This is a genomic window from Curtobacterium sp. ODYSSEY 48 V2 (assembly GCF_023712625.1).
In the GTDB taxonomy this organism is placed as follows: Bacteria; Actinomycetota; Actinomycetes; order Actinomycetales; family Microbacteriaceae; genus Curtobacterium.
In genome coordinates this window covers 115,710-135,299 of sequence record NZ_JAMAXX010000005.1, presented here as the reverse complement: position 1 = coordinate 135,299, position 19,590 = coordinate 115,710, and the positions used below count along the sequence as shown (strand labels likewise).

At 72.9% G+C, this 19,590-nt stretch carries 16 protein-coding genes; 15 read left to right on the top strand and 1 reads right to left on the bottom strand.

What is annotated here, in order from left to right; genetic code table 11:
* Positions 1 to 40: 40 nt before the first annotated feature.
* From M3666_RS09210 to M3666_RS09185, 5 genes are all read left to right on the top strand, one after another.
* Positions 41 to 1,012, top strand: a complete 972-nt coding sequence (locus M3666_RS09210) for a MoxR family ATPase (RefSeq protein WP_066654604.1) — start codon at positions 41 to 43, stop codon at positions 1,010 to 1,012.
* On the top strand, positions 1,009 to 2,421 hold the full coding sequence (locus tag M3666_RS09205; protein ID WP_251155052.1) for a DUF58 domain-containing protein: 1,413 nt from the start codon (positions 1,009 to 1,011) through the stop codon (positions 2,419 to 2,421). Before M3666_RS09210 ends, M3666_RS09205 begins: the two co-directional genes overlap by 4 nt.
* The gene (locus M3666_RS09200) at positions 2,418 to 4,934 is read left to right on the top strand and encodes a transglutaminase domain-containing protein (RefSeq protein WP_251155051.1); all 2,517 of its coding nucleotides are present in this window, start codon (positions 2,418 to 2,420) and stop codon (positions 4,932 to 4,934) included. The genes M3666_RS09205 and M3666_RS09200 overlap by 4 nt, the downstream gene beginning before the upstream one ends.
* Complete coding sequence (locus M3666_RS16725; protein WP_308301846.1) at positions 4,931 to 6,850, top strand: zinc-ribbon domain-containing protein; 1,920 nt, start codon at positions 4,931 to 4,933, stop codon at positions 6,848 to 6,850. Before M3666_RS09200 ends, M3666_RS16725 begins: the two co-directional genes overlap by 4 nt.
* A 109-nt stretch (positions 6,851 to 6,959) precedes the next feature.
* On the top strand, positions 6,960 to 7,805 hold the full coding sequence (locus M3666_RS09185) for a hypothetical protein (protein WP_251155050.1): 846 nt from the start codon (positions 6,960 to 6,962) through the stop codon (positions 7,803 to 7,805).
* 25 nt (positions 7,806 to 7,830) lie between these two features.
* Here M3666_RS09185 and M3666_RS09180 read toward each other — a convergent pair whose 3' ends face one another.
* The gene (locus tag M3666_RS09180; protein WP_251155049.1) at positions 7,831 to 8,823 is read right to left on the bottom strand and encodes an asparaginase; all 993 of its coding nucleotides are present in this window, start codon (positions 8,821 to 8,823) and stop codon (positions 7,831 to 7,833) included.
* Positions 8,824 to 8,893: 70 nt separating this feature from the next.
* Between M3666_RS09180 and M3666_RS09175 the strand changes: the two genes are divergently transcribed.
* The 10 genes from M3666_RS09175 (at position 8,894) to M3666_RS09130 (ending at position 19,518) form a co-directional block, all read left to right on the top strand.
* Positions 8,894 to 9,370, top strand: coding sequence for an OsmC family protein (locus M3666_RS09175; RefSeq protein WP_066654593.1), 477 nt, complete (start codon positions 8,894 to 8,896; stop codon positions 9,368 to 9,370).
* 6 nt (positions 9,371 to 9,376) lie between these two features.
* The gene (locus M3666_RS09170) at positions 9,377 to 10,348 is read left to right on the top strand and encodes an FKBP-type peptidyl-prolyl cis-trans isomerase (protein ID WP_251155048.1); all 972 of its coding nucleotides are present in this window, start codon (positions 9,377 to 9,379) and stop codon (positions 10,346 to 10,348) included.
* Between the two features lie 3 nt (positions 10,349 to 10,351).
* Positions 10,352 to 11,437: a 1-deoxy-D-xylulose-5-phosphate reductoisomerase gene (gene dxr / locus M3666_RS09165; RefSeq protein ID WP_066654590.1), complete on the top strand. Its 1,086-nt coding sequence runs from the start codon at positions 10,352 to 10,354 to the stop codon at positions 11,435 to 11,437.
* Between the two features lie 145 nt (positions 11,438 to 11,582).
* Complete coding sequence (locus M3666_RS09160) at positions 11,583 to 12,917, top strand: site-2 protease family protein (protein WP_251155047.1); 1,335 nt, start codon at positions 11,583 to 11,585, stop codon at positions 12,915 to 12,917.
* A 47-nt stretch (positions 12,918 to 12,964) separates the two neighbouring features.
* Positions 12,965 to 14,413, top strand: a complete 1,449-nt coding sequence (locus M3666_RS09155; RefSeq protein ID WP_251155046.1) for a cytosine permease — start codon at positions 12,965 to 12,967, stop codon at positions 14,411 to 14,413.
* The gene (locus tag M3666_RS09150; protein ID WP_251155045.1) at positions 14,410 to 14,985 is read left to right on the top strand and encodes a cysteine hydrolase family protein; all 576 of its coding nucleotides are present in this window, start codon (positions 14,410 to 14,412) and stop codon (positions 14,983 to 14,985) included. Before M3666_RS09155 ends, M3666_RS09150 begins: the two co-directional genes overlap by 4 nt.
* A gap of 50 nt (positions 14,986 to 15,035) precedes the next feature.
* Positions 15,036 to 16,169 (top strand): flavodoxin-dependent (E)-4-hydroxy-3-methylbut-2-enyl-diphosphate synthase, encoded by a 1,134-nt coding sequence (ispG, locus tag M3666_RS09145; RefSeq protein WP_126892096.1) that lies wholly within the window; start codon positions 15,036 to 15,038, stop codon positions 16,167 to 16,169.
* Positions 16,170 to 16,207: 38 nt separating this feature from the next.
* Entirely contained in the window at positions 16,208 to 17,962 is a 1,755-nt protein-coding gene (locus M3666_RS09140; protein ID WP_251155044.1) for a proline--tRNA ligase, read from the top strand.
* A gap of 143 nt (positions 17,963 to 18,105) precedes the next feature.
* A complete protein-coding gene (gene nusA / locus M3666_RS09135) occupies positions 18,106 to 19,101 on the top strand; it encodes a transcription termination factor NusA (RefSeq protein WP_066654582.1) in 996 nt (331 codons plus the stop codon).
* Between the two features lie 99 nt (positions 19,102 to 19,200).
* Positions 19,201 to 19,518 (top strand): YlxR family protein, encoded by a 318-nt coding sequence (locus tag M3666_RS09130; protein WP_082687788.1) that lies wholly within the window; start codon positions 19,201 to 19,203, stop codon positions 19,516 to 19,518.
* The last annotated feature ends 72 nt before the right edge of the window (positions 19,519 to 19,590 follow it).

Below are 19,590 nucleotides of genomic sequence, written 5' to 3'. Positions count from 1 at the left end.
CCCGGCAGCGATCCCACCACCAGAACGAGGACCCCACCGCATGAGCATGACCCCCGAGCAGGCCGCCTGGTTCGCCGACGTCGCCGGACGGATCGTGACCAACGTCGAGCAGGTGCTCCTCGGGAAGACGTTCGTCATCCGCCTCGCCGTGACGACCATGCTCAGCGAGGGACACCTGCTCCTCGAGGACGTCCCCGGCACGGGCAAGACGAGCCTCGCCCGTGCGATGGCGCAGAGCGTGCAGGGGTCGACCAACCGGATCCAGTTCACCCCGGACCTGCTGCCCGGCGACATCACCGGTATCAGCGTGTACGACCAGCGCACGCAGGAGTTCGACTTCCACCGCGGGCCGGTGTTCGCCAACGTCGTCCTCGCCGACGAGATCAACCGGGCCAGCCCGAAGACGCAGTCCGCGCTCCTCGAGGCGATGGAGGAGTCGACGGTGACCGTCGACGGTGTGAACCACCGCCTGGCCGCCCCGTTCATGGTCATCGCCACGCAGAACCCGATCGAGCAGGCCGGCACGTACCGCCTGCCCGAGGCCCAGCTGGACCGGTTCCTCGTGCGCACCTCGATCGGCTACCCGGACCACGCGGCCACCGTGCGGATCCTCGAGACGTCGTCGGCGCCGTCCGCCTCGGTGCCGCTGCCGAGCGTCGTCCCCGCAGCGACCGTGACCGAGATGGCCGCACTCGCCCGCACGGTCCACGTCGACCCGACGATCGCCGACTACGTGGCACGCCTGGTCGACGCGACCCGCGCCGCGAGCGAGGTCCGACTCGGCGTCAGCGTCCGCGGTGCCATGGGGCTGATCCGTGCCGCACGCGTGTACGCCGCCGTGCAGGGCCGCCACTACGTCACGCCGGACGACGTCAAGGCCCTGGCCGTCCCGGTGCTGGCACACCGCCTGGTGCTCGACGCCGAGGCGGAGTTCGACGGGGTCAGCGCCACCAGCGTCGTGGCGCAGCTCCTCGTCGAGACCCCGCCGCCCGCCGACCGAGCGGCGTCGTGACCGACCGCCGTCCCGGCAGCACCAGGACGCGACGCGGCAGCACGAGGTCCCGTCGCGGCTCCGTCGCCGCCGAGCGGACGACGACGGTCGCCGGGCTCACGAACGTGCGCACCCGGCTCGTCGGTGACCGCGAGGGCGTCGCCGCCGACGCCGTCGTCGGGGTCGCGAAGGCGTGGGCGACGGCCTGGAGGACCGTGCGGCGTCTGTGGGGCGAGGTCGCCGCGGTGGTCACCGGTCTGGGCTGGACGGTCGCCGTCGTCACGGTCGTCGCCTTCGCCGTGGGGTACCGCTTCGGTCTGCGCGAGGTCGTCGTCGTGGGCTTCGCCGGGGCGGTGCTCGCCGTCGTGGCCGCCGTCGCCCTCGTCGGGCGGACCCGGCTCGTGGTCCGGATGCGTCTGCCGCAGCACCGTGTGGCGGTCGGCGACGACGCCGGCGTCGTGGTCACCGCGGAGAACCCGGCCCGGTTGCCGTCGGTCCCGACCACGGTGGAGCTGCCGGTCGGCGACGGACTCGTGGACGTCGCCGTGCCGACCGTCGCCCCGGGTGGCGTGTTCGAGGAACAGGTACCCGTGCCGACGGTCCGGCGCGGGGTGCTCGACGTCGGACCGGTCACCGGCGTCCGGGCCGACCCGGTGGGGCTGGTGCGGCGCGAGGTCGTGTGGACCGCCCGCGAACAGGTCATCGTGCACCCGCGGACGATCGCGATCCCGTCGACGAGCACGGGACTCGTCCGCGACCTCGAGGGGCAGGCCACGACCGACCTCTCCCCGGCGGACATCGCCTTCCACGCCGTCCGCGAGTACGTCCCGGGCGACGACCCGCGCACCGTCCACTGGAAGTCGACCGCGAAGTCCGGCGCGCTCATGGTGCGGCAGTTCGAGGACACCCGACGCTCGCACCTGGTCGTCGCCCTCGCGAGCCGTCGGGCCGAGTTCGCGGACGACGACGAGTTCGAGCTGGCGGTGAGCGCCGCCGCGTCACTCGGGGCTCGTGCGGTCCGCGACGGACGGGACGTCTCGGTCGTGGTGTCCGAGCGCACGTCGGAGTACGCGAAGCGGCCGTCCTACGCGGTGCACCGGCTCGCCACCGTCACGCCGACCCGCCTGCTCGACGAGTTCGCGACCGTCGGGCTGTCCGACGCGTGCCTGCCCGTCGCGGAGGTCGCCCGGATCGTCGGGAACGACACGGCGGGTATCTCCGTCGCGTTCCTGGTCGTCGGGTCGACGGTCGGGCTCCCCGCGCTCCGGCTCGCCGCCACGCGCCTCCCCGTCGGGGTCGAGGTCGTCGCCGTCACCTGCGAACCGGAGGCCCAGCCCCGGGTGCTCCGGGTGGCAGGGCTCACCGTCCTGACCATCGGCTACCTCGAGGACCTCCGCCAGGCGTTGCACCGGACGGCGGCCGCCGCGTGAGTGCTGCACCCCCGCTCGAAGGCCCGACCAGGGGCCGCCGCGCCACGCGCCGAGCGGCTCGCCGGCGCGCCCCGGTCCGCTCGGTCGGCGGCACCCTGGTCGTCTGGCTCCTGCTCGCCGTGGCGAGCACCGCCTGGTGGCCGGTCCACCGGGACGGGTCGATGGTGACCGCCGGCGTCACCGCTGTGGTCGCGGGCACCGCGGTCGCGCTGACCGGTGCACTGGGTCGGCTGCCGGCGGCGGTCGTCGGCGTCCTCACCGTGGCCGTCTTCACCGTGACCGGGGTGCCCGCCGCGGTCCCGGGGGAGTCGGCGGGGCTGCTGCCGACCGGACCCGGACTCGTCGACCTCTTCGCCGGCGTCGCGCTCGACTGGAAGCGGCTGGTCACCGTCAGCCTGCCGGTCGGGTCCTACGAGTCGCTGCTCGTCCCGTACTTCGTGGCGACCCTCGTCGCCACGGTGACGGCCGTGACCGTGGCGATCCGTGCCTCCCGGCCGGAGACCGCGAGCATCCCGGCGCTCGTCCTCTTCGCAGCGGGCGTCGTGGTCGGTCCGAGCCGTCTCGACCTGTCGGTCGCGACCGCCGTCGGCCTCGGCGGGATCGCGCTCGTGTGGGCGCTCACGGTCCGGCACGCACGCCGTGCCGTCGCCGTGGCGACGACCGTCGGCGCCCGTGTGCCGGTGTGGCGGTCCGTCGCGCGTCCGGCGCTCGTCGGCACCGGGACGGTCCTGGCCGCTGCGGTCGTCGCGACCGGTCTCGGGTCGGTCGCCCCGCCGACGGTCGGCCGGAGCGTCGCGCGCACCGACGTCGTGCGACCGTTCGACCCGCGGGACGAGGTGAGCCCGCTCAGCGCGTTCCGGTCGTACGAGGAACCGGGTGCTGCCGACGCACCGCAGCTGCGCGTCACCGGGCTGCCGCAGGGCGGGTTCGTGCGCATCGCGACCCTCGACACGTACGACGGTGTCGTCTTCCGTGTGGGTGGCGACGACGGGTCCTCGGCCTCCGGCACCTTCGAACGGGTCCCCACGACCGTGGACGTGAGCAACGTGCGCGGCAGCGACGTGCGCCTCGGGGTGGACGTCGCCGCCTACCGCGGCGTGTGGTTGCCCACCGTCGGCGACCTGGAGTCGGTGACGTTCCGCGGGGCCGACGCCGAGCAGGATCGCCGGTCCTTCTTCTACGACCGCGCGACGTCGACCGGTGCGGTGGTCGGCGGGGTGGGGACGGACACACGCTACGACCTCGAGGCCGTGCTGCCCGACCAGCCGGACGACGAGCAGCTCGCCTCGGCGCGTCCCGGGACCGCCGACGTGCCGTCGGCGACCGGGGTGCCGGACGCGGTGCGGGAGCGGGTCGAGTCGACGACTGCGGACGCACGGACGCCCGGCGAGGAGCTCGTCGCGGCCGTCCGGTGGCTCACCAGCACCGGGTACGTCAGCCACGGCGTCGGCGACGACCGGTCCAGCCGGTCCGGGCACGGCGCTGACCGGATCCAGGAGCTCCTCACCGCGCCGGTCATGATCGGTGACCAGGAGCAGTACGCGGTCGCCGCCGCGCTGATGGCCCGGCAGATCGGGTTCCCGTCGCGGGTGGTGATGGGGTTCACCCCGGGCGGGGACGTCCGGAGGTCCTCGTCGGATCCGGGTTCGGCGGCAGCCGGTCCGTCGGGCGGGGCCACGACCCTGCGCGGGTCGGACGTGACCGCGCGGGTCGAGGTGGACACCGCGCAGTGGGGGTGGGTCACCCTCGACCCGAACCCCGTCCTCCGCGAGATCCCGGACGAGCAGGACCAGACGCCGCAACCCGTCACGCGCCCGGAGACCGTCGTCCCACCGCCGCCCGTCGAGCAGCAGGACCAGGACCAGCAGGCCCCGCCGCAGAGCGACCGCGAGACACCGCCCGTCCCGCCGCTGTGGCTACAGGTGCTGCTCGCAGCCCTGCCGTGGGTGCTCGCGACCCTCGGGTTCCTCGCGCTCGTCCTCCTGCCCTTCGCGGTGGTGCTGCTGCGCAAACGGCTGCGCCGACGTCGACGTCGCCGCGCCCCGACACCGCGTGCCCGGGTCACCGGCGCGTGGGAGGAGTACCGGGACGCGCTGCTCGACCGCGGGCACGAGGTGCCGGGCGCAGCGACGCGGCGCGAGGTGGTCGCCGGCGCGCCCGGCCGCGGCGGGACCGGACTCGCCGCGCTGGCGGACCGCAGTGTGTTCGGACCCGGGGCGGTCGACGCGGCGACCGCGGACCGGATGTGGTCAGCGACGGACGAGGCCATCGCGAGCCTGGCCGATGACCGCACGCGGCGCCAGCGCTGGCGGGCGGCCGTGTCGCTGCGGTCCCTCCGCTCCGCCGGGTGGTGGGGTCGACGCCGTCCGGCGACTCGGCGGAGGCCGAGTGGTGCGATGCGTCCGTCCGGCACCGATCGCCACGACCAGGGGCGTCCCGGGGCCGGTGACTACGATGGGCCGGAGGCCGGCGAGCGTCGTGGACGGCCGAGTGAGGACAGAGGCGAACCGTGATCAGATGCGAACACTGCGGCTCGATGCTGCCCGACGGGGCGATCTTCTGCGGTGAGTGCGGGCGGTCGGTGAACGTCTCGGCGAACCGTCGGCCCGCGCCGGCTGCGCCCGTGGACGACACCCCGCCGCCACCGCTCCGGCAACCCGACCAGCACGGCCGCCGTCCCGATCCCGCCGCCGAGGCCTGGCTGCCCGAGGCGACGCTCGACCCCGCGACCCGTGCGTGGCTCATCGGCGAGGACCGGCAGCGCTCCGGCGCGACCGGGGACGCTCGCCCCACCGCACCGTCCGCTCCTGTGGTCCCGGCCGTTCCCGCAGCTCCGGCGGACGATCCGTCGTGGCTGCGCCCCGAAGGCGTCGACCCGGGTCGGTCGGACCGCGTCGGGGACGACCGGTGGACGCACGAGCAGCACCGCACGGACGAGCGGTCCGGTGCGTCGGAGCCGGAGCCGGAGCCGCCCCTCGATCCCGACGCGTACCCGTCGTCCCCGACGGGGTCCTCCGCCGACGACGAGGCCGACACCGAACGAACCCGTCTCGCGCCGGCCCCGGGGGACCTGTCCGGCTCCGGGACGCCGTCCCCCGTGCCCGAGGCACCGTCCGCTGCGCCCGAGGCGCCGCCGACGGCCCCGGTGTGGGCGCCGCCCGTCGCACAGCAGCCGACGGCAGCTCCGTCGCGACCGTCGTGGTGGGTGGGCCGCGGAGGCGCGGCAGCCGAGCCGCCGGTCGAGGACCAGGTCGAGGACCCGTCCGCCGACGAACGTCCCCGTGCCGGCGACACCGCCGTCGTGGAGCCACTGGTCGACCGTCGTCCGGCACCGACGCCCCTGATCGCTCCGGGGAACGGTCCGGCCACCTGCCCGGTGTGCGGCCACGCCCTCGAACCCGACGACATCTTCTGCGCGGAGTGCGGCGCCGTCCGTCCGACCGTGACCGCTGCCTTCACCGGGCCCGTCGTGCCGCTGCCCCTGGCGCGACCCGACTGGGCGGCCGACGACGAGATCCGTGTGGACGACGAGCCCTCGGACCCCGGTTCCGCGGACGGCGGCGCCGAGCCGGGCTCCACGGACCACGCGTCGCAATCGGATGTCCCCGAGGACGCCGGGTCCGGCACCGAGCACCGCGACGGTGCGGCGTCCGACGCCGGACAGCACGATGCCGGACAGCCCGACACCCGCCAGCCCGACGCCGGCCAGCCCGACGCCGGCCAGCCCGACGCTGGACGTCCCGACGCCGAGCGGCCCGACGCGGACCAGGCGCACGAGGACCGGTCGGACGAGCCCGCTGCGGGGCCGGGCCGCCACCTCGCCGACGACGAGGGGGCCGCGCCCGGCGGGCACCGGAGCGCACACGACGGAGGACCGGTCCCGCCTGCTCCCGCTTCGCCGGCCCTGCCGTCCTCGGCGCAGGGCGCCGTCGGTCCCGACCTGCCGCCGGTCCCGCGTGCCGCGCCGCTGCCCCCGATCCCGGGGGCGACCGGCCCGGTCCTCCCGCCCGTCGGGTCCACGACGGTGCCGTCGAGCGGCGACCCCGACCCCGACCCCGACGAGGACGTCGAGGAGACGCGGATCGTCGTCAAGACCACCTCGGACGCGCCGTTCGTGCTGCACTTCAGCACCGGGGAGCGCACGGCGGTGCACGGTACGGGCCTGCTGGGCCGGCTGCCCCGACCGCAGCCGGGCGAGCGGTTCGACGACCTGCTCACGGTGCACGACCCCGGCAAGTCGGTGTCCAAGACGCACCTCGAGCTCGGGCGTGACGGCGACGACCTCTGGGTGTCCGACCGGCACTCGGGCAACGGCACGGTGATCCGGCACATCGACGGGAGCATCCGCCGCTGTGAAGCCGGGCGTCGCTACCGCGTGGAGCGCGGTGCACGGGTCGACATCGGGGAGCAGTTCTTCCTCGTGCAGTAGCCCTGACGGGCAGCCGGCCGTTCCTCCACAGGGCAGCGACCGCGACCCGGTCTCCACCAGCAGCCCCGTGCGTCCGATCCTGGGCGCGCGGGGCTGTCAGTCTCGGTCCGTGTCCCCGCTCGTCGCCCGCTGCTGCCTGGTCGGTCCGGCGGTGGTGCTGCTGCTCGTCGGGGTCGTCGCCGACCTCCCGGTGGTCGCCAGGACGGTGCTGCTCGTCGCCGCAGCGAGCTGCGCGGTGCTCGACGCCCTGACGGTCCGGGGCACCGGTGCCGATCCTCCGCCCGCGGTCGTCGTCACCATGCCGGCGGATGCCGTCTCCGGACCAGCAGTCGCCGGATCAGCAGTCTCCGGATCAGCAGTCGCCGCACCAGCAGTGTGCGGAGACGACGCGCTGAGCGACGCCGTCGGGGCGTCGTCGTGGACCCCGGACCCGCACGCTTCCGGCGTCGGCGTCGGCGGCGCCGTCGTCGAGGGGCTGGTGCTCGGACGAGGACCCGACGGTCGAGCCGAGCGGATCCGCGCCGACCCCGGGTCGCCGTCCCACGTCGTCGTCCTCGGCGTCGGGGCGTTCGCGCGGGCGGTGTTCGATGCGCTCGGCGCCCAGCTCGCCGCGTCCGCCATCGACGGGACAGCCGGTGCGGCGGGGAGCGCGGACGCCGGCGTGCGGATCGTCTCCGATGCGGGTCCGCAGTCCGGAGCGCCGCCCGGCGTGCGTCCGACACCGACGGGGACCGCGGTCGCCGTGCGCCACGACGGTCTCGGCAGGGTGCAGGCGACCGTGGTGCTCGTCCCCGGCGTCCACCTGCTCCCGCGTCGACGGGACCGCGTCATCGAGGTCACGCGGCACGGGTGCCGGCTGTGGAACGACGGCGACGGCGACGGCGTGGCGCCGTCCTTCGAGCCCGTGCTCCCGCTGCTGGCCGGGGATCCCGTCGACGAGCTCGTCGCAGGGTGACCGTGCCGTGTCGGGCAGCCGGCGGTCAGCGCAGTCCGGCCCCCGCGCGCACGGCACCGACCGGCACGCCGCCACCGAGCACCTGCTCGCTGGTGGCGGCCAGCACGTCGGCGACGCCCGCGGCGTCCACCATGCCGTTCCGCTCGAGCAATGTGAGCGCCGCGAGCGTCCCGGCACGCTGCGACCCGTCGAGCGTCTTGACCGCGACCGCCGCTCCACCGGGGAGCCCCATCACCATCACGCCCTCGGCACCGAACTTCGCGAGCACCCGGAGTCGTTCGATCGTCACCGTGTTCGCCCGACCCACACCGTCGATCGCCCACGGGTGGTCGAGCACGGCGTCCACGAGTGCCGCGGTGTCCGAGTCCGAACGGGCGACGACACCCGCGAACCCACGGGCGAGCCCCTGCAGGGTGAGCGGGAACACGGGCGCGCCGCAGCCGTCCGTGCCGACGACGTCGACGGTCTCGCCGGTGTACGCCTCCACGGTCTCCCGGACCCGCTGCTGCAGCGGGTGCGCCACGTCGAGGTAGGTCGCCTCGTCCCAGCCGTTCACCCGGCACGCGGCGAGCATCCCGGCGTGCTTGCCCGAGCAGTTCATCGCCAGGCGCCGCGGGCCGTCCATGGTGCGGGCGGTGGCCCGGTCGAACGGCAGGTCGGGCGGGCAGCCCAGGTCGGACTCGACGTGGTCGAAGGACTCGAGCATGTGCAGCGCGAGGGCCTGGTGCGCAGCGGTGCCGGCGTGACTCGCCGTCGTGAGCACGAGCTCGTCGTCGCTGAAGACCGCGCCGGCGCGACGGACGGCGAGGGCCTGGAAGGGCTTCATCGTGGAGCGGGGGTACACGCTCGCCGTCACGTCGCCGACGGCGTCGAGCACGGTCCCGTCGGCCGCGACGACGACGCCGGCACCGACGTGCCGGCTCTCGTCGAAGCCGTTCCGGTCCAGCACCGCGAGCTCGACGGAGCCCTCGGCGGTGAGAGGATGGCGGTCTGTGCGGACGTCGTGGCTCACCGTCATGCCGTCATCGTAGCGAGGGGCCGGCAGGCGCCACGTCCAGCACCCAGCAGCACGCACGAAGGAGCGCACCGTGACCGACCACACGTACGAGGTCTCCGTCCGCTGGACGGGTGACCGCGGCACCGGGACGAGCGGCTACCGCGACTACGGCCGCGACCACGAGGTCACGGCGCCGGGCAAGCACGCCATCGCCGGTTCGGCGGACCCCGCGTTCCGCGGCGACCGCGACCGGTGGAACCCCGAGGAGATGCTGCTCGGCGCCCTCGCCCAGTGCCACATGATGAGCTACCTGTACGTCGCCGTGCAGCGGGGCTTCACCGTGGTCGACTACGAGGACACGGCGACGGCCTCGCTCGACGTGCACCGCGACGGTACCGGCGAGGTCACCGAGGTCACCCTCCACCCCGTCGTCACCGTGCTCGAGGCCGACCGCGTCGCGGACGTCGAGGCCGCCCACGCCGAGGCGAACCGCCTGTGCTTCATCGCGCGCTCGGTGGCGTTCCCCGTCCACCACACGCCCGTCACCAAGGTGCGTGCGGCAGGATAGGGCCTCGTGAAGCGTCTCCGCCTGCTCCCGATCGCCATCGTCCCAGCCGTCGTGCTCGGACTCGCCGCCTGCTCCGGGAACGGCTCGGGTGACGCCTCGGCCTCGCCCAGCGCGTCCGCCAGCGCCACGGCGACGCCCATCTCGTCGTGCCCGGAGTCGGGCTTGGCGTCGAAGCGCATCGCGGTCACCGGCGCGGTCGCCGGGTCGGAGGCGCCGAAGGTCACCTTCGACAAGGGCCTCAGCGCGGAGACCCCGCAGGCCACCACGGTGGTGCAGGGCTCGGGCAAGGCGCTCAAGAGCGGCGAGTTCGCCCAGGTGTCGTACGCCGTCTACAAGGCCTCGGACGCCTCGAAGCTCGGCGCGGTCGGGTTCGACCAGGGGAACCCGCAGGTGCTCTCCGTCGGCGGGACCGGCTTCGGCGCGCTGCTCGCCTGCACGAAGGTCGGGGACCGCGTCGCGGTGGTCGGTGAGTCGTCGGCGCTCGGCTTCAACACCGGCGGCGAGATCGTCGTCGTGGCGGACGTCGTCGCGCAGACCCCGACGAAGGCGACCGGCACGCCGCAGACGCAGGACCCGTCGCTGCCCACGGTCGAGGACAAGGCGAGCGGCGAGCCGGAGATCACGATCCCGTCCGGTGCGACGGCCCCGTCGAAGACCGAGGTCGAGGTCCTCAAGCAGGGCGACGGCGCGACGATCGAGAACGGTGACACCGCGCTCGTGCAGTACAAGGGCGTGACCCTGGCGGACGGCAAGGAGTTCGACTCCTCGTGGTCGAAGGGTGCTCCGACCACCTTCACCGTCTCCGAGGGCTCGCTCATCAAGGGCTTCGTCACCGGGCTCGTCGGGCAGAAGGTCGGGTCCCAGGTCCTCATCGTGACCACGCCCGAGGACGCCTACGGCTCGAACCCGCCCGAGGGCTCGGGCATCCCGAAGGACGCTTCCCTCGTCTTCGTCGTCGACGTCCTCGCCAAGGGCTGACCCGTGCCGACCAGGCGTCGCATCGTCGTCCTCGGCAGCACGGGCTCGATCGGCACCCAGGCCCTCGACGTCGTCGCCCGGAACCCCGACCGCTTCGAGGTCGTCGGCCTGACCGCCGGCACGAACCGTGCCCTCGTCGCCGAACAGGCCGAGCGGTTCCACGTCCGTGACACCGCCTTCGGCGCGGCCGACGCCGAACGCCTCGTCCGGAGCGTCGAGGCGGACGTCGTGCTCAACGGCATCACGGGTTCCGTCGGCCTGGGTCCGACGCTCGCCGCGCTGGAGTCCGGTGCGACGCTCGCCCTGGCGAACAAGGAGAGCCTGATCGTCGGCGGTGCGCTCGTGCAGGCCGCCGCCCGTCCCGGGCAGATCGTGCCCGTCGACAGCGAGCACTCCGCGATCGCGCAGGCGCTGCGCTCCGGTTCCGACGCGGAGGTCCGCCGCCTGGTGCTCACGGCCAGCGGCGGACCGTTCCGCGGACGCTCACGGGAGAGCCTGCGCGACGTCACCCCGGCCGAGGCCCTCGCGCATCCGACGTGGGACATGGGCCTGGTGGTGACGACGAACTCCGCCACGCTGGTGAACAAGGGGCTCGAGGTCATCGAGGCGCACCTGCTGTTCGGCGTGCCCTACGACCGCATCGACGTCACCGTGCACGCCCAGTCGATCGTGCACTCGATGGTCGAGTTCGTCGACGGGTCGACGATCGCCCAGGCCTCACCGCCGGACATGCGGCTGCCCATCGCGCTCGGCCTCGCCTGGCCGGACCGGGTGCCCGGCGTCGGGGTCCCGCTGGACTGGACGACCGCGAGCACCTGGACGTTCGAACCGCTCGACGCCGAGGCGTTCGGCGCCGTCGACCTGGCCAAGCACGTGGGCGTGCTGGGTGGGACCTTCCCGGCGGTCTTCAACGCGGCGAACGAGCAGGCGGTCGCCGCGTTCCACGCGGGTGCGATCGGCTTCCTCGACATCGTCGACACCGTCCGTCGCGTCGTCGACGAGCACACCGCGGGGGAGTCCTCCCTCGACGGCGTCCTGGCGGCGGAGCGCTGGGCGCGCGTGACGGCGGACCGCCTGCTGGCCCGCTGACGCACCCGGGCGTCGCGAGCCCGCCGCGCGGTCGCGCGACGGGTGCGCCCACGGTGATCCGTGCCTCCAGGCCGGCCGGGAGGCACGGCAGACCTCTCAGGGCGCGTTCGGCTCCGTCATGGGAAGGGTCCCGTACCCTCTGACGGTGACCGTCGAATCCGTGCTCCTCTTCGTCCTCGGCGTGGTCGTCTTCATCGTCGGCCTGCTGGTCTCGATCGGACTCCACGAACTCGGACACCTGTCGTTCGCGAAGCTCTTCGGGGTGAAGGTCACGCAGTACTCCCTCGGCTTCGGCAAGGCGATCTGGTCCTTCCGACGGGGGGAGACCGAGTACGGCATCCGACCGATCCTGCTCGGCGGGTACATCTCCATGGTCGGCATGCTCAAGCCGCGTGCATCGGGCCGGCCGAACGCGATCACGAACACCGGCATGTACGGCGCGTTCGTGCAGGACGCCCGCCAGGCCAGCGCGGAGCAGATCGCCGACTCCGGCGGCGACGACTCCCGCGCGTTCTACCGGCTGACGCCGTGGAAGCGGATCATCGTCATGGTCGCGGGGCCCGCCATGAACCTGGTGATCGGCATCGTGCTGTTCGGCGTGCTGCTGTGCGGGTTCGGCGCGCCGACCACCACCTTCACGTCGAGCGTCGACTGCGTGCTGCCGTCGAGCAGCGCGACGACCTGCGCCGCCGGGGATGCCGAATCGCCCGCGAAGCAGGCGGGCATCCGCGACGGCGACGTCGTGCTCGCGGTGGACGGGCAGCAGGACCCGACGATCGCCGAGGTGTCCCGTGTGTTCCAGCGGTCGGCAGGGGAGAGCGTCAGCGTCGTCGTGGAGCGTGACGGCCAGCGGCGGACGCTCGAGGTCACGCCGCAGCTCGCGACCCGCGACGTCGTCACCGAGCAGGGCACGGTCGCGAAGAACGCGGACGGCTCGACGAAGACCCAGCGCGTGGGCGTGGTCGGTGTCAGCATCGGGCAGTCGCTGGTCCGGCAGTCGCCGGCGGCGGTGCTGCCCGCGACCGGGGCGCAGATCGCCGCGTCGGCGCACCTCATCATCGACCTCCCGCAGCGTCTGGTCGCCGTCTGGAACGCGGCCTTCGGCGCGCAGGAGCGGTCGCAGGACAGCCCGGTGTCGGTCGTCGGCGTCGGTCGGGCGATCGGCGAGGTCTCGTCGATGAGCGGCGTGCCGGTGGTCGACAAGGCGTACACGATCCTCGGGCTGCTCGCCTCGCTCAACATCGGCCTGTTCGTGCTGAACATGGTGCCGCTCCTGCCGCTCGACGGCGGGCACATCGCCGGTGCGCTGTGGGAGGCCGTGAAGCGCCGTGCGTACGTGCTCGTCGGCAAGCCGGACCCGGGCGCGATCGACCTGGCGAAGTCGATGCCGCTGACGATGGTCGTCGTGGTGCTGCTGGCCGGGATGAGCGCGCTGCTCATCTACGCCGACATCGTCCGTCCCGTGAACCTGTTCGGGTAGCGCGGCCGCTCGCGCACGCGGGTCGCGCTGCCCACTACGCTCGGCGCATGAGCACCGCGCCAGAGGTCCGCGCCGTCGAGCGCCAGGGCATCGACGTCATCGCCGAGTCCGACCGCAAGGGGCGCCCGCGCGGGCTGTTCTGGCCGTGGTTCGCCGCCAACGTGTCGGTGCTCGGGCTGAGCTACGGCTCGTTCGTCCTCGGCTTCGGCATCTCCCTGGCGCAGGCCACGATCGTGTCCGTCGTCGGGGTGGCCTTCTCGTTCCTGCTGTGCGGCATCGTGGCGATCGCGGGCAAGCGGGGGTCGGCTCCGACGATGGTGCTGAGCCGCGCGGCCTTCGGCGTGCGGGGGAACCGGCTGCCGTCGTTCCTCAGCTGGGTCCTGACGGTCGGGTGGGAGACCGCACTGGCGTCGCTCGCGGTGCTCGCCACCTCGACGGTGTTCCGCGAGCTCGGCTGGGACGACGGTGTGGTGACGAAGCTCGTCGCCCTCGTCGTCGTGGCGGCCCTGGTGGTCGGGGCCGGGATCGCGGGCTTCGACGTGATCATGCGCCTGCAGACCGTCATCACCGTCGTGACCGCCGTGCTCACCGTCGTGTACGTCGTCCTCGCGGTGCCCTCGATCGACCTCGGCACCCTCGGCGCCCTGCCGGCGGGCAGCGCGCAGAACGTCATCGGCGCGCTGGTGCTCGTGATGACGGGCTTCGGCCTCGGCTGGGTCAACGCGGCGGCGGACTACTCGCGGTACCTCCCGCGGACGTCCTCGACGGGCGGCGTGGTCTGGTGGACGACGTTCGGCGGCGCCCTGGCGCCCGCGGTCCTCGTCGTCGTCGGCGTCCTGCTCGCCGGCTCGTCGAAGGACCTGAACGGCGCGATCGGCGCGGACCCGATCGGCGCGCTGACGACGATCCTGCCGGTCTGGTTCCTCGTGCCGTTCGCCCTCGTGGCGATCCTCGGACTCGTCGGCGGTGCCGTGCTCGACATCTACTCGTCGGGCCTGGCGCTGCTCAGCGCCGGCGTGCGGATCCCGCGGCCGGTCGCGGCGGGCGTCGACGGCGTGTTCATGGTCGCCGGCGCCGTGTACGTCGTCTTCTTCGCGAAGGACTTCATCTCGCCGTTCCAGGCGTTCCTCGTCACGCTCGGCGTCCCGATCGCCGCGTGGGCCGGGGTGTTCGTCGCCGACGTGGTGTTGCGGCGTCGGGCCTACGCCGACGGCGAGCTCGACGACGTGCGCGGTCGCTACGGGGACGTGCGCTGGGCCGCGATCGGGCTCGTCCTGCTCGGGACGGTGCTCGGCTGGGGACTCGTCACGAACACGTACGGTGTGCCCGCGTGGCTCAACTGGCAGGGGTACCTGCTGGGACCGTTCGGCCTCGGCGGCCGCGAGGGCGCCTGGGCGTACGCGAACCTCGGGGTCCTCGTCGCCCTGGTCGTCGGCTTCGCCGGCACGCTGCTCACGGCGCGTGGGACGATCCGCCGCCAGGAGCACGACGCATGAGCGTCACGGTCCCGACCGATGCCTGGCTCGTCGCGATCGACCTGCAGGAGGTCTTCACCGGCGACAGCCCGTGGGCGACACCGCGGTACGACGACGCCGCTGCCGGGACGCGACGGCTGCTCCCGCGGTTCGCCGGGCGCACCGTGTTCACCCGGTTCGTCGCGCCCGAGCGCCCGCAGGGCGCGTGGGTGCCCTACTACCGCGAGTGGTCGTTCGCGCTCGTGCCCGACACCGACCCCCTGTACGACCTGACCGCCCCCTTCTCGGCTGCGGCGACGGCCCACGGCGACACCGTCGTCACCGAGCCGACGTTCGGCAAGTGGGGAGCGGGCCTCCGGGCCGTCGTCGGCGAGCACCCGCACCTCGTGCTCACCGGGGTGTCCACCGACTGCTGCGTCGTGTCCACCGCGCTGGCTGCGGCGGACGCGGGAGCGACCGTCACGGTCGTCGCCGACGCGTGCGCCGGCGCGAGCGACGAGGACCACGAGCGTGCCCTCGCGCTCATGCGGCTGTACGGGCCGCTCATCACGGTCGTGGACCGCGGGGCGGACCTGGTCACCGACCAGGTGTGACGTCACCGGGAGCGCGTAGAGTCACACCCGTGCCAGCAGTGAACCTCGGTCTGCCGAAAGTCCCCGAAACCCTGAGCCCGCGTCGGAAGTCGCGGCAGATCCGGGTGGGGAAGGTCCTCGTGGGCGGTGACGCCCCGGTCTCCGTGCAGTCGATGACGACGACGCCGACGACGAACATCAACGCGACGCTGCAGCAGATCGCCGAGCTCACGGCGTCCGGCTGCGACATCGTCCGCGTCGCGGTCCCGAGCCAGGACGACGCCGACGCACTGCCGATCATCGCCAAGAAGTCGCAGATCCCGGTCATCGCCGACATCCACTTCCAGCCGAAGTACGTCTTCCAGGCCATCGACGCCGGGTGCGCCGCGGTCCGTGTGAACCCGGGCAACATCCGGAAGTTCGACGACCAGGTCGGTGCGATCGCCCGGGCCGCGAAGGACGCCGGGGTCTCGCTGCGCATCGGTGTCAACGCCGGGTCACTCGAACCGAGCCTGCTGCAGAAGTACGGCAAGGCCACGCCCGAGGCGCTCGTCGAGTCCGCCGTGTGGGAGGCATCGCTCTTCGAGGAGCACGACTTCCACGACTTCAAGATCTCGGTCAAGCACAACGACCCGATCGTCATGGTGAAGGCCTACCGCCAGCTCGCCGCCGCGGGGGACTGGCCGCTGCACCTCGGTGTCACCGAGGCCGGGCCGGAGTTCCAGGGCACGATCAAGAGCGCCACCGCGTTCGGCATCCTGCTCGCCGAGGGCATCGGCGACACCATCCGCGTCTCGCTGTCCGCGCCCCCTGCACAGGAGGTCAAGGTCGGCCTGCAGATCCTGCAGTCGCTCAACCTGCGTGAGCGCAAGCTCGAGATCGTCTCCTGCCCGAGCTGCGGCCGTGCACAGGTCGACGTCTACCAGCTGGCCAACGACGTGACGAAGGGCCTCGAGGGCATGACCGTGCCCCTGCGCGTCGCCGTCATGGGCTGCGTCGTGAACGGTCCGGGCGAGGCGCGCGAGGCGGACCTCGGCGTGGCCTCCGGCAACGGCAAGGGACAGATCTTCGTGAAGGGGCAGGTCGTCAAGACCGTCCCGGAGCGGGAGATCGTGCAGACGCTGATCGCGGAGGCGAACCGCATCGCCGACGAGATGGGTCCGGACGCCGCCACCGGGACCCCGCAGGTCGTCACGACGACCTGAGACGCCGTCGTCGGACGCGCGCCGCTAGGCTTGCGTCCGTGGTCACACGGCTCTCCCATCTCTTCCTCCGCACGCTCCGCGACGACCCCTCCGACGCCGAGGTGACGAGCCACAAGCTGCTCGTCCGCGCCGGGTACGTCCGCCGTCAGTCCCCGGGCATCTTCGCGTGGCTCCCGCTCGGCCTGCGGGTGCGGCGCAAGATCGAGGACATCATCCGCGAGGAGATGGTGGCCGCCGGTGCGCAGGAGGTCCTGCTGCCGGCGCTGCTGCCCCGCGAGCCCTACGAGGCGACGAACCGCTGGACCGAGTACGGCGACGGCATGTTCCGCCTGCAGGACCGCAAGGGCTCCGACTACCTGCTCGCGCCGACGCACGAGGAGATGTTCGCGCTCCTCGTGAAGGACCTGTACGGCTCGTACAAGGACCTGCCCGTCACGCTGTTCCAGATCCAGGACAAGTACCGCGACGAGGCCCGCCCGCGCGCCGGTCTGCTCCGCGGCCGCGAGTTCACGATGAAGGACGCGTACTCGTTCGACCTCACCGACGAGGGGCTCGACCGCAGCTACCAGGTGATGCGCGACGCCTACGAGAAGATCTTCGCCCGCCTGGGCCTCGAGTACGTCATCGTCGCGGCCGACGCCGGCGCGATGGGCGGCTCGAAGTCCGAGGAGTTCCTGCACCCGATCGGCGTCGGCGAGGACACCTTCGTCCGCAGCGCCGGCGGCTACGCGGCGAACGTCGAGGCGTACGTCACGCCCGTCCCCGACGCCCTGCCGATCGCGGGGCAGCCCGAGCCCGTGCTCCTGCCCGCTGCCGACACGCCGACGATCCACACACTCGTCGCCCACGCGAACGAGGTCGCCCCGCGTGACGGCGCACCGTGGACCGCTGCTGACACGCTGAAGAACGTCGTGCTGGCGCTGACCCACCTCGACGGCACCCGCGAGGTCGTCGTGGTCGGACTGCCCGGTGACCGCGAGGTCGACCTGAAGCGCGCCGAGGTCGCCTTCGCACCGGCCGAGGTCGAGGCCGCCGGCGACGACGACTTCCGGAAGCACCCGGGCGTCTTCGTGAAGGGCTACATCGGCCCGAAGGTGCTCGGCTCCGCGAGCCCGTCGGGCATCCGCTACCTCGTCGACCCGCGCGTGGTCGAGGGGACGAGCTGGATCACCGGCGCGAACGAGCGCGGCGTCCACGTCTCCGGCCTCGTGATGGGTCGCGACTTCGCCGCGGACGGCGTCGCCGAGGTGTCCGACGTCCGTGCGGGCGACCCCGCTCCGGACGGCTCCGGCCCGCTCGAGACCGCCCGCGGCATGGAGATCGGTCACGTCTTCCAGCTCGGCCGCAAGTACGCCGAGGCGCTCGACCTCAAGGTGCAGGACGAGAACGGCAAGCTCGCGACGGTCACCATGGGGTCGTACGGCATCGGCGTGACGCGCATCATGGCGATCCTGGCCGAGGCGCACAACGACGAGAAGGGCCTGGCCTGGCCGAAGGAGGTCGCGCCGTTCGACGTCCACGTCGTGGCGACGGGCAAGGACCAGGTCGCGTACGACCTCGCTGCGTCGCTCATCGACAGCCTCGAGGGCGAGCGGTACGACGTCGTGTACGACGACCGTCCGAAGGTCTCCCCGGGCGTGAAGCTCCGCGACGCCGAGCTGCTCGGTGTCCCGGTCGTCGTCGTCGCCGGGCGGAACGCCGCCGACGGTGTGGTCGAGCTCTGGGACCGCCGCTCGGGCGAGCGTCGGGACGTCCCGGTGGCCGAGCTGCTCGAGGCGGTCCGCGCGATCTGATCGCGACTCCTTGACGGACTGGAGGCGCGGTGTCGACCGGCACCGCGCCTCCGGTCCGTCTCGTGGTTCTGGGGTACGCTTGTAGCCGACTTCTGCGCAGTTCCACCCGCAGGAGCGACTCAGCTGAACACGGAGGCACCTCGGTGAAGATCGACCTCGCAGTCCTGCGACTCATGGAGCGCGAGCGGGAGATCCCGTTCGACGAACTCGTCCGCATCATCGAATCCGCCATCCTGACGGCGTACCAGAAGCACCGCGCGGAGAACGACGAGCCCGTCGACGCCCAGACCCGTGTCGAGCTCGACCGCAAGTCCGGCGAGGTCTCCGTCTACGTGCCGGAGCGTGACGAGGACGGCACCGTCGTCGGCGAGGCCGTCGACCAGCCGAGCGACTTCGGCCGCATCGCCGCCTTCGCCGCGAAGCAGGTCATCAACCAGCGTCTGCGCGACATCGGCGACGACAAGATCCTCGGCCAGTTCCGTGGCAAGGAGGGCGACATCGTCGCGGGCGTGATCCAGCAGGGTCCGAACCCGAAGATGGTGCACGTCGACCTCGGCACGGTCGAGGCGATCCTGCCGCCCGAGGAGCAGGTGCCGGGCGAGGAGTACAAGCACGGCAACCGCATCCGCGTCTACGTCACGAGCGTCGGCCGCGGTGCCAAGGGCCCGCAGATCACGGTCTCGCGCACCCACCCGGGCCTGGTCCGGAAGCTCTTCGCGCTCGAGGTCCCCGAGATCGCGTCGGGCGTGGTCGAGATCACGTCGATCGCGCGTGAGTCCGGGCACCGCACCAAGCTCGCGGTGAAGGCGAACGAGCCGGGCGTCAACGCGAAGGGCGCCTGCATCGGCGAGCTCGGTGCGCGCGTCCGCGCCGTGACGACCGAGCTCGGTGCGGAGAAGATCGACATCGTCGACTACTCGTCCGACCTGGCCTCGTTCGTCGCGAGCGCACTGTCGCCCGCGAAGGTCACGAGCGCGTTCGTGCTCGACGCGTCGACGAAGGCGGTCCGTGCCCTGGTGCCGGACTACCAGCTGTCGCTCGCGATCGGGAAGGAAGGGCAGAACGCCCGTCTCGCCGCGAAGCTGACCGGTGCGCGCATCGACATCCAGCCGGACTCGATCCTGGACGGCGACGAGTAGGACACGACCGTGTCGGGCGACGCTCGTCGCCCGGCACCGTTTCGCTGGTGGCGTGGCCCGTCCGGGCGCGCCGGATCGCGGTGGTCGGAGGCAAGGAGTATGGTGGTTCCCGTCAGAACATGCATCGGCAGTCGTCGTCGTGCTCCCCGGTCCTCCCTCCTCCGTGTCGTCGCCCTGAGCGACGGTCGCGTCGTGGCGGACCCGAAGGCAGTCATGCCGGGGCGGGGAGCCTGGCTCACCCCGACCGTCGAAGCACACGATCAGGCCGTCAAGCGCAGGGCCTACCGCCGCGCGCTCCGGCTCGACCGTGAACCGGACACGTCAGCGGTACGTGACTACCTCGAGGCGCTCAGCGCCGAAGAGCAGGCGCGTCACCGGGACACGACAGAACAGGCTGAACGGCTTATGGACAACTGATGAGCGGCTCGAAGTGAGACCCGTCATCCATTGAGTCCTGCCCCCTTCGCGGGGTGGGACCCGTGAAGGAGA

Coding starts and splice junctions, on each gene's coding strand:
- M3666_RS09210 (WP_066654604.1), top strand. CDS start 41: ATGAGCATGACCCCCGAGCAGGCCGCCTGGTTCGCCGACGTCGCCGGA.
- M3666_RS09180 (WP_251155049.1), bottom strand. CDS start 8,823: ATGACGGTGAGCCACGACGTCCGCACAGACCGCCATCCTCTCACCGCC.
- M3666_RS09155 (WP_251155046.1), top strand. CDS start 12,965: ATGAGCACCGCGCCAGAGGTCCGCGCCGTCGAGCGCCAGGGCATCGAC.
- M3666_RS09150 (WP_251155045.1), top strand. CDS start 14,410: ATGAGCGTCACGGTCCCGACCGATGCCTGGCTCGTCGCGATCGACCTG.
- M3666_RS09130 (WP_082687788.1), top strand. CDS start 19,201: ATGGTGGTTCCCGTCAGAACATGCATCGGCAGTCGTCGTCGTGCTCCC.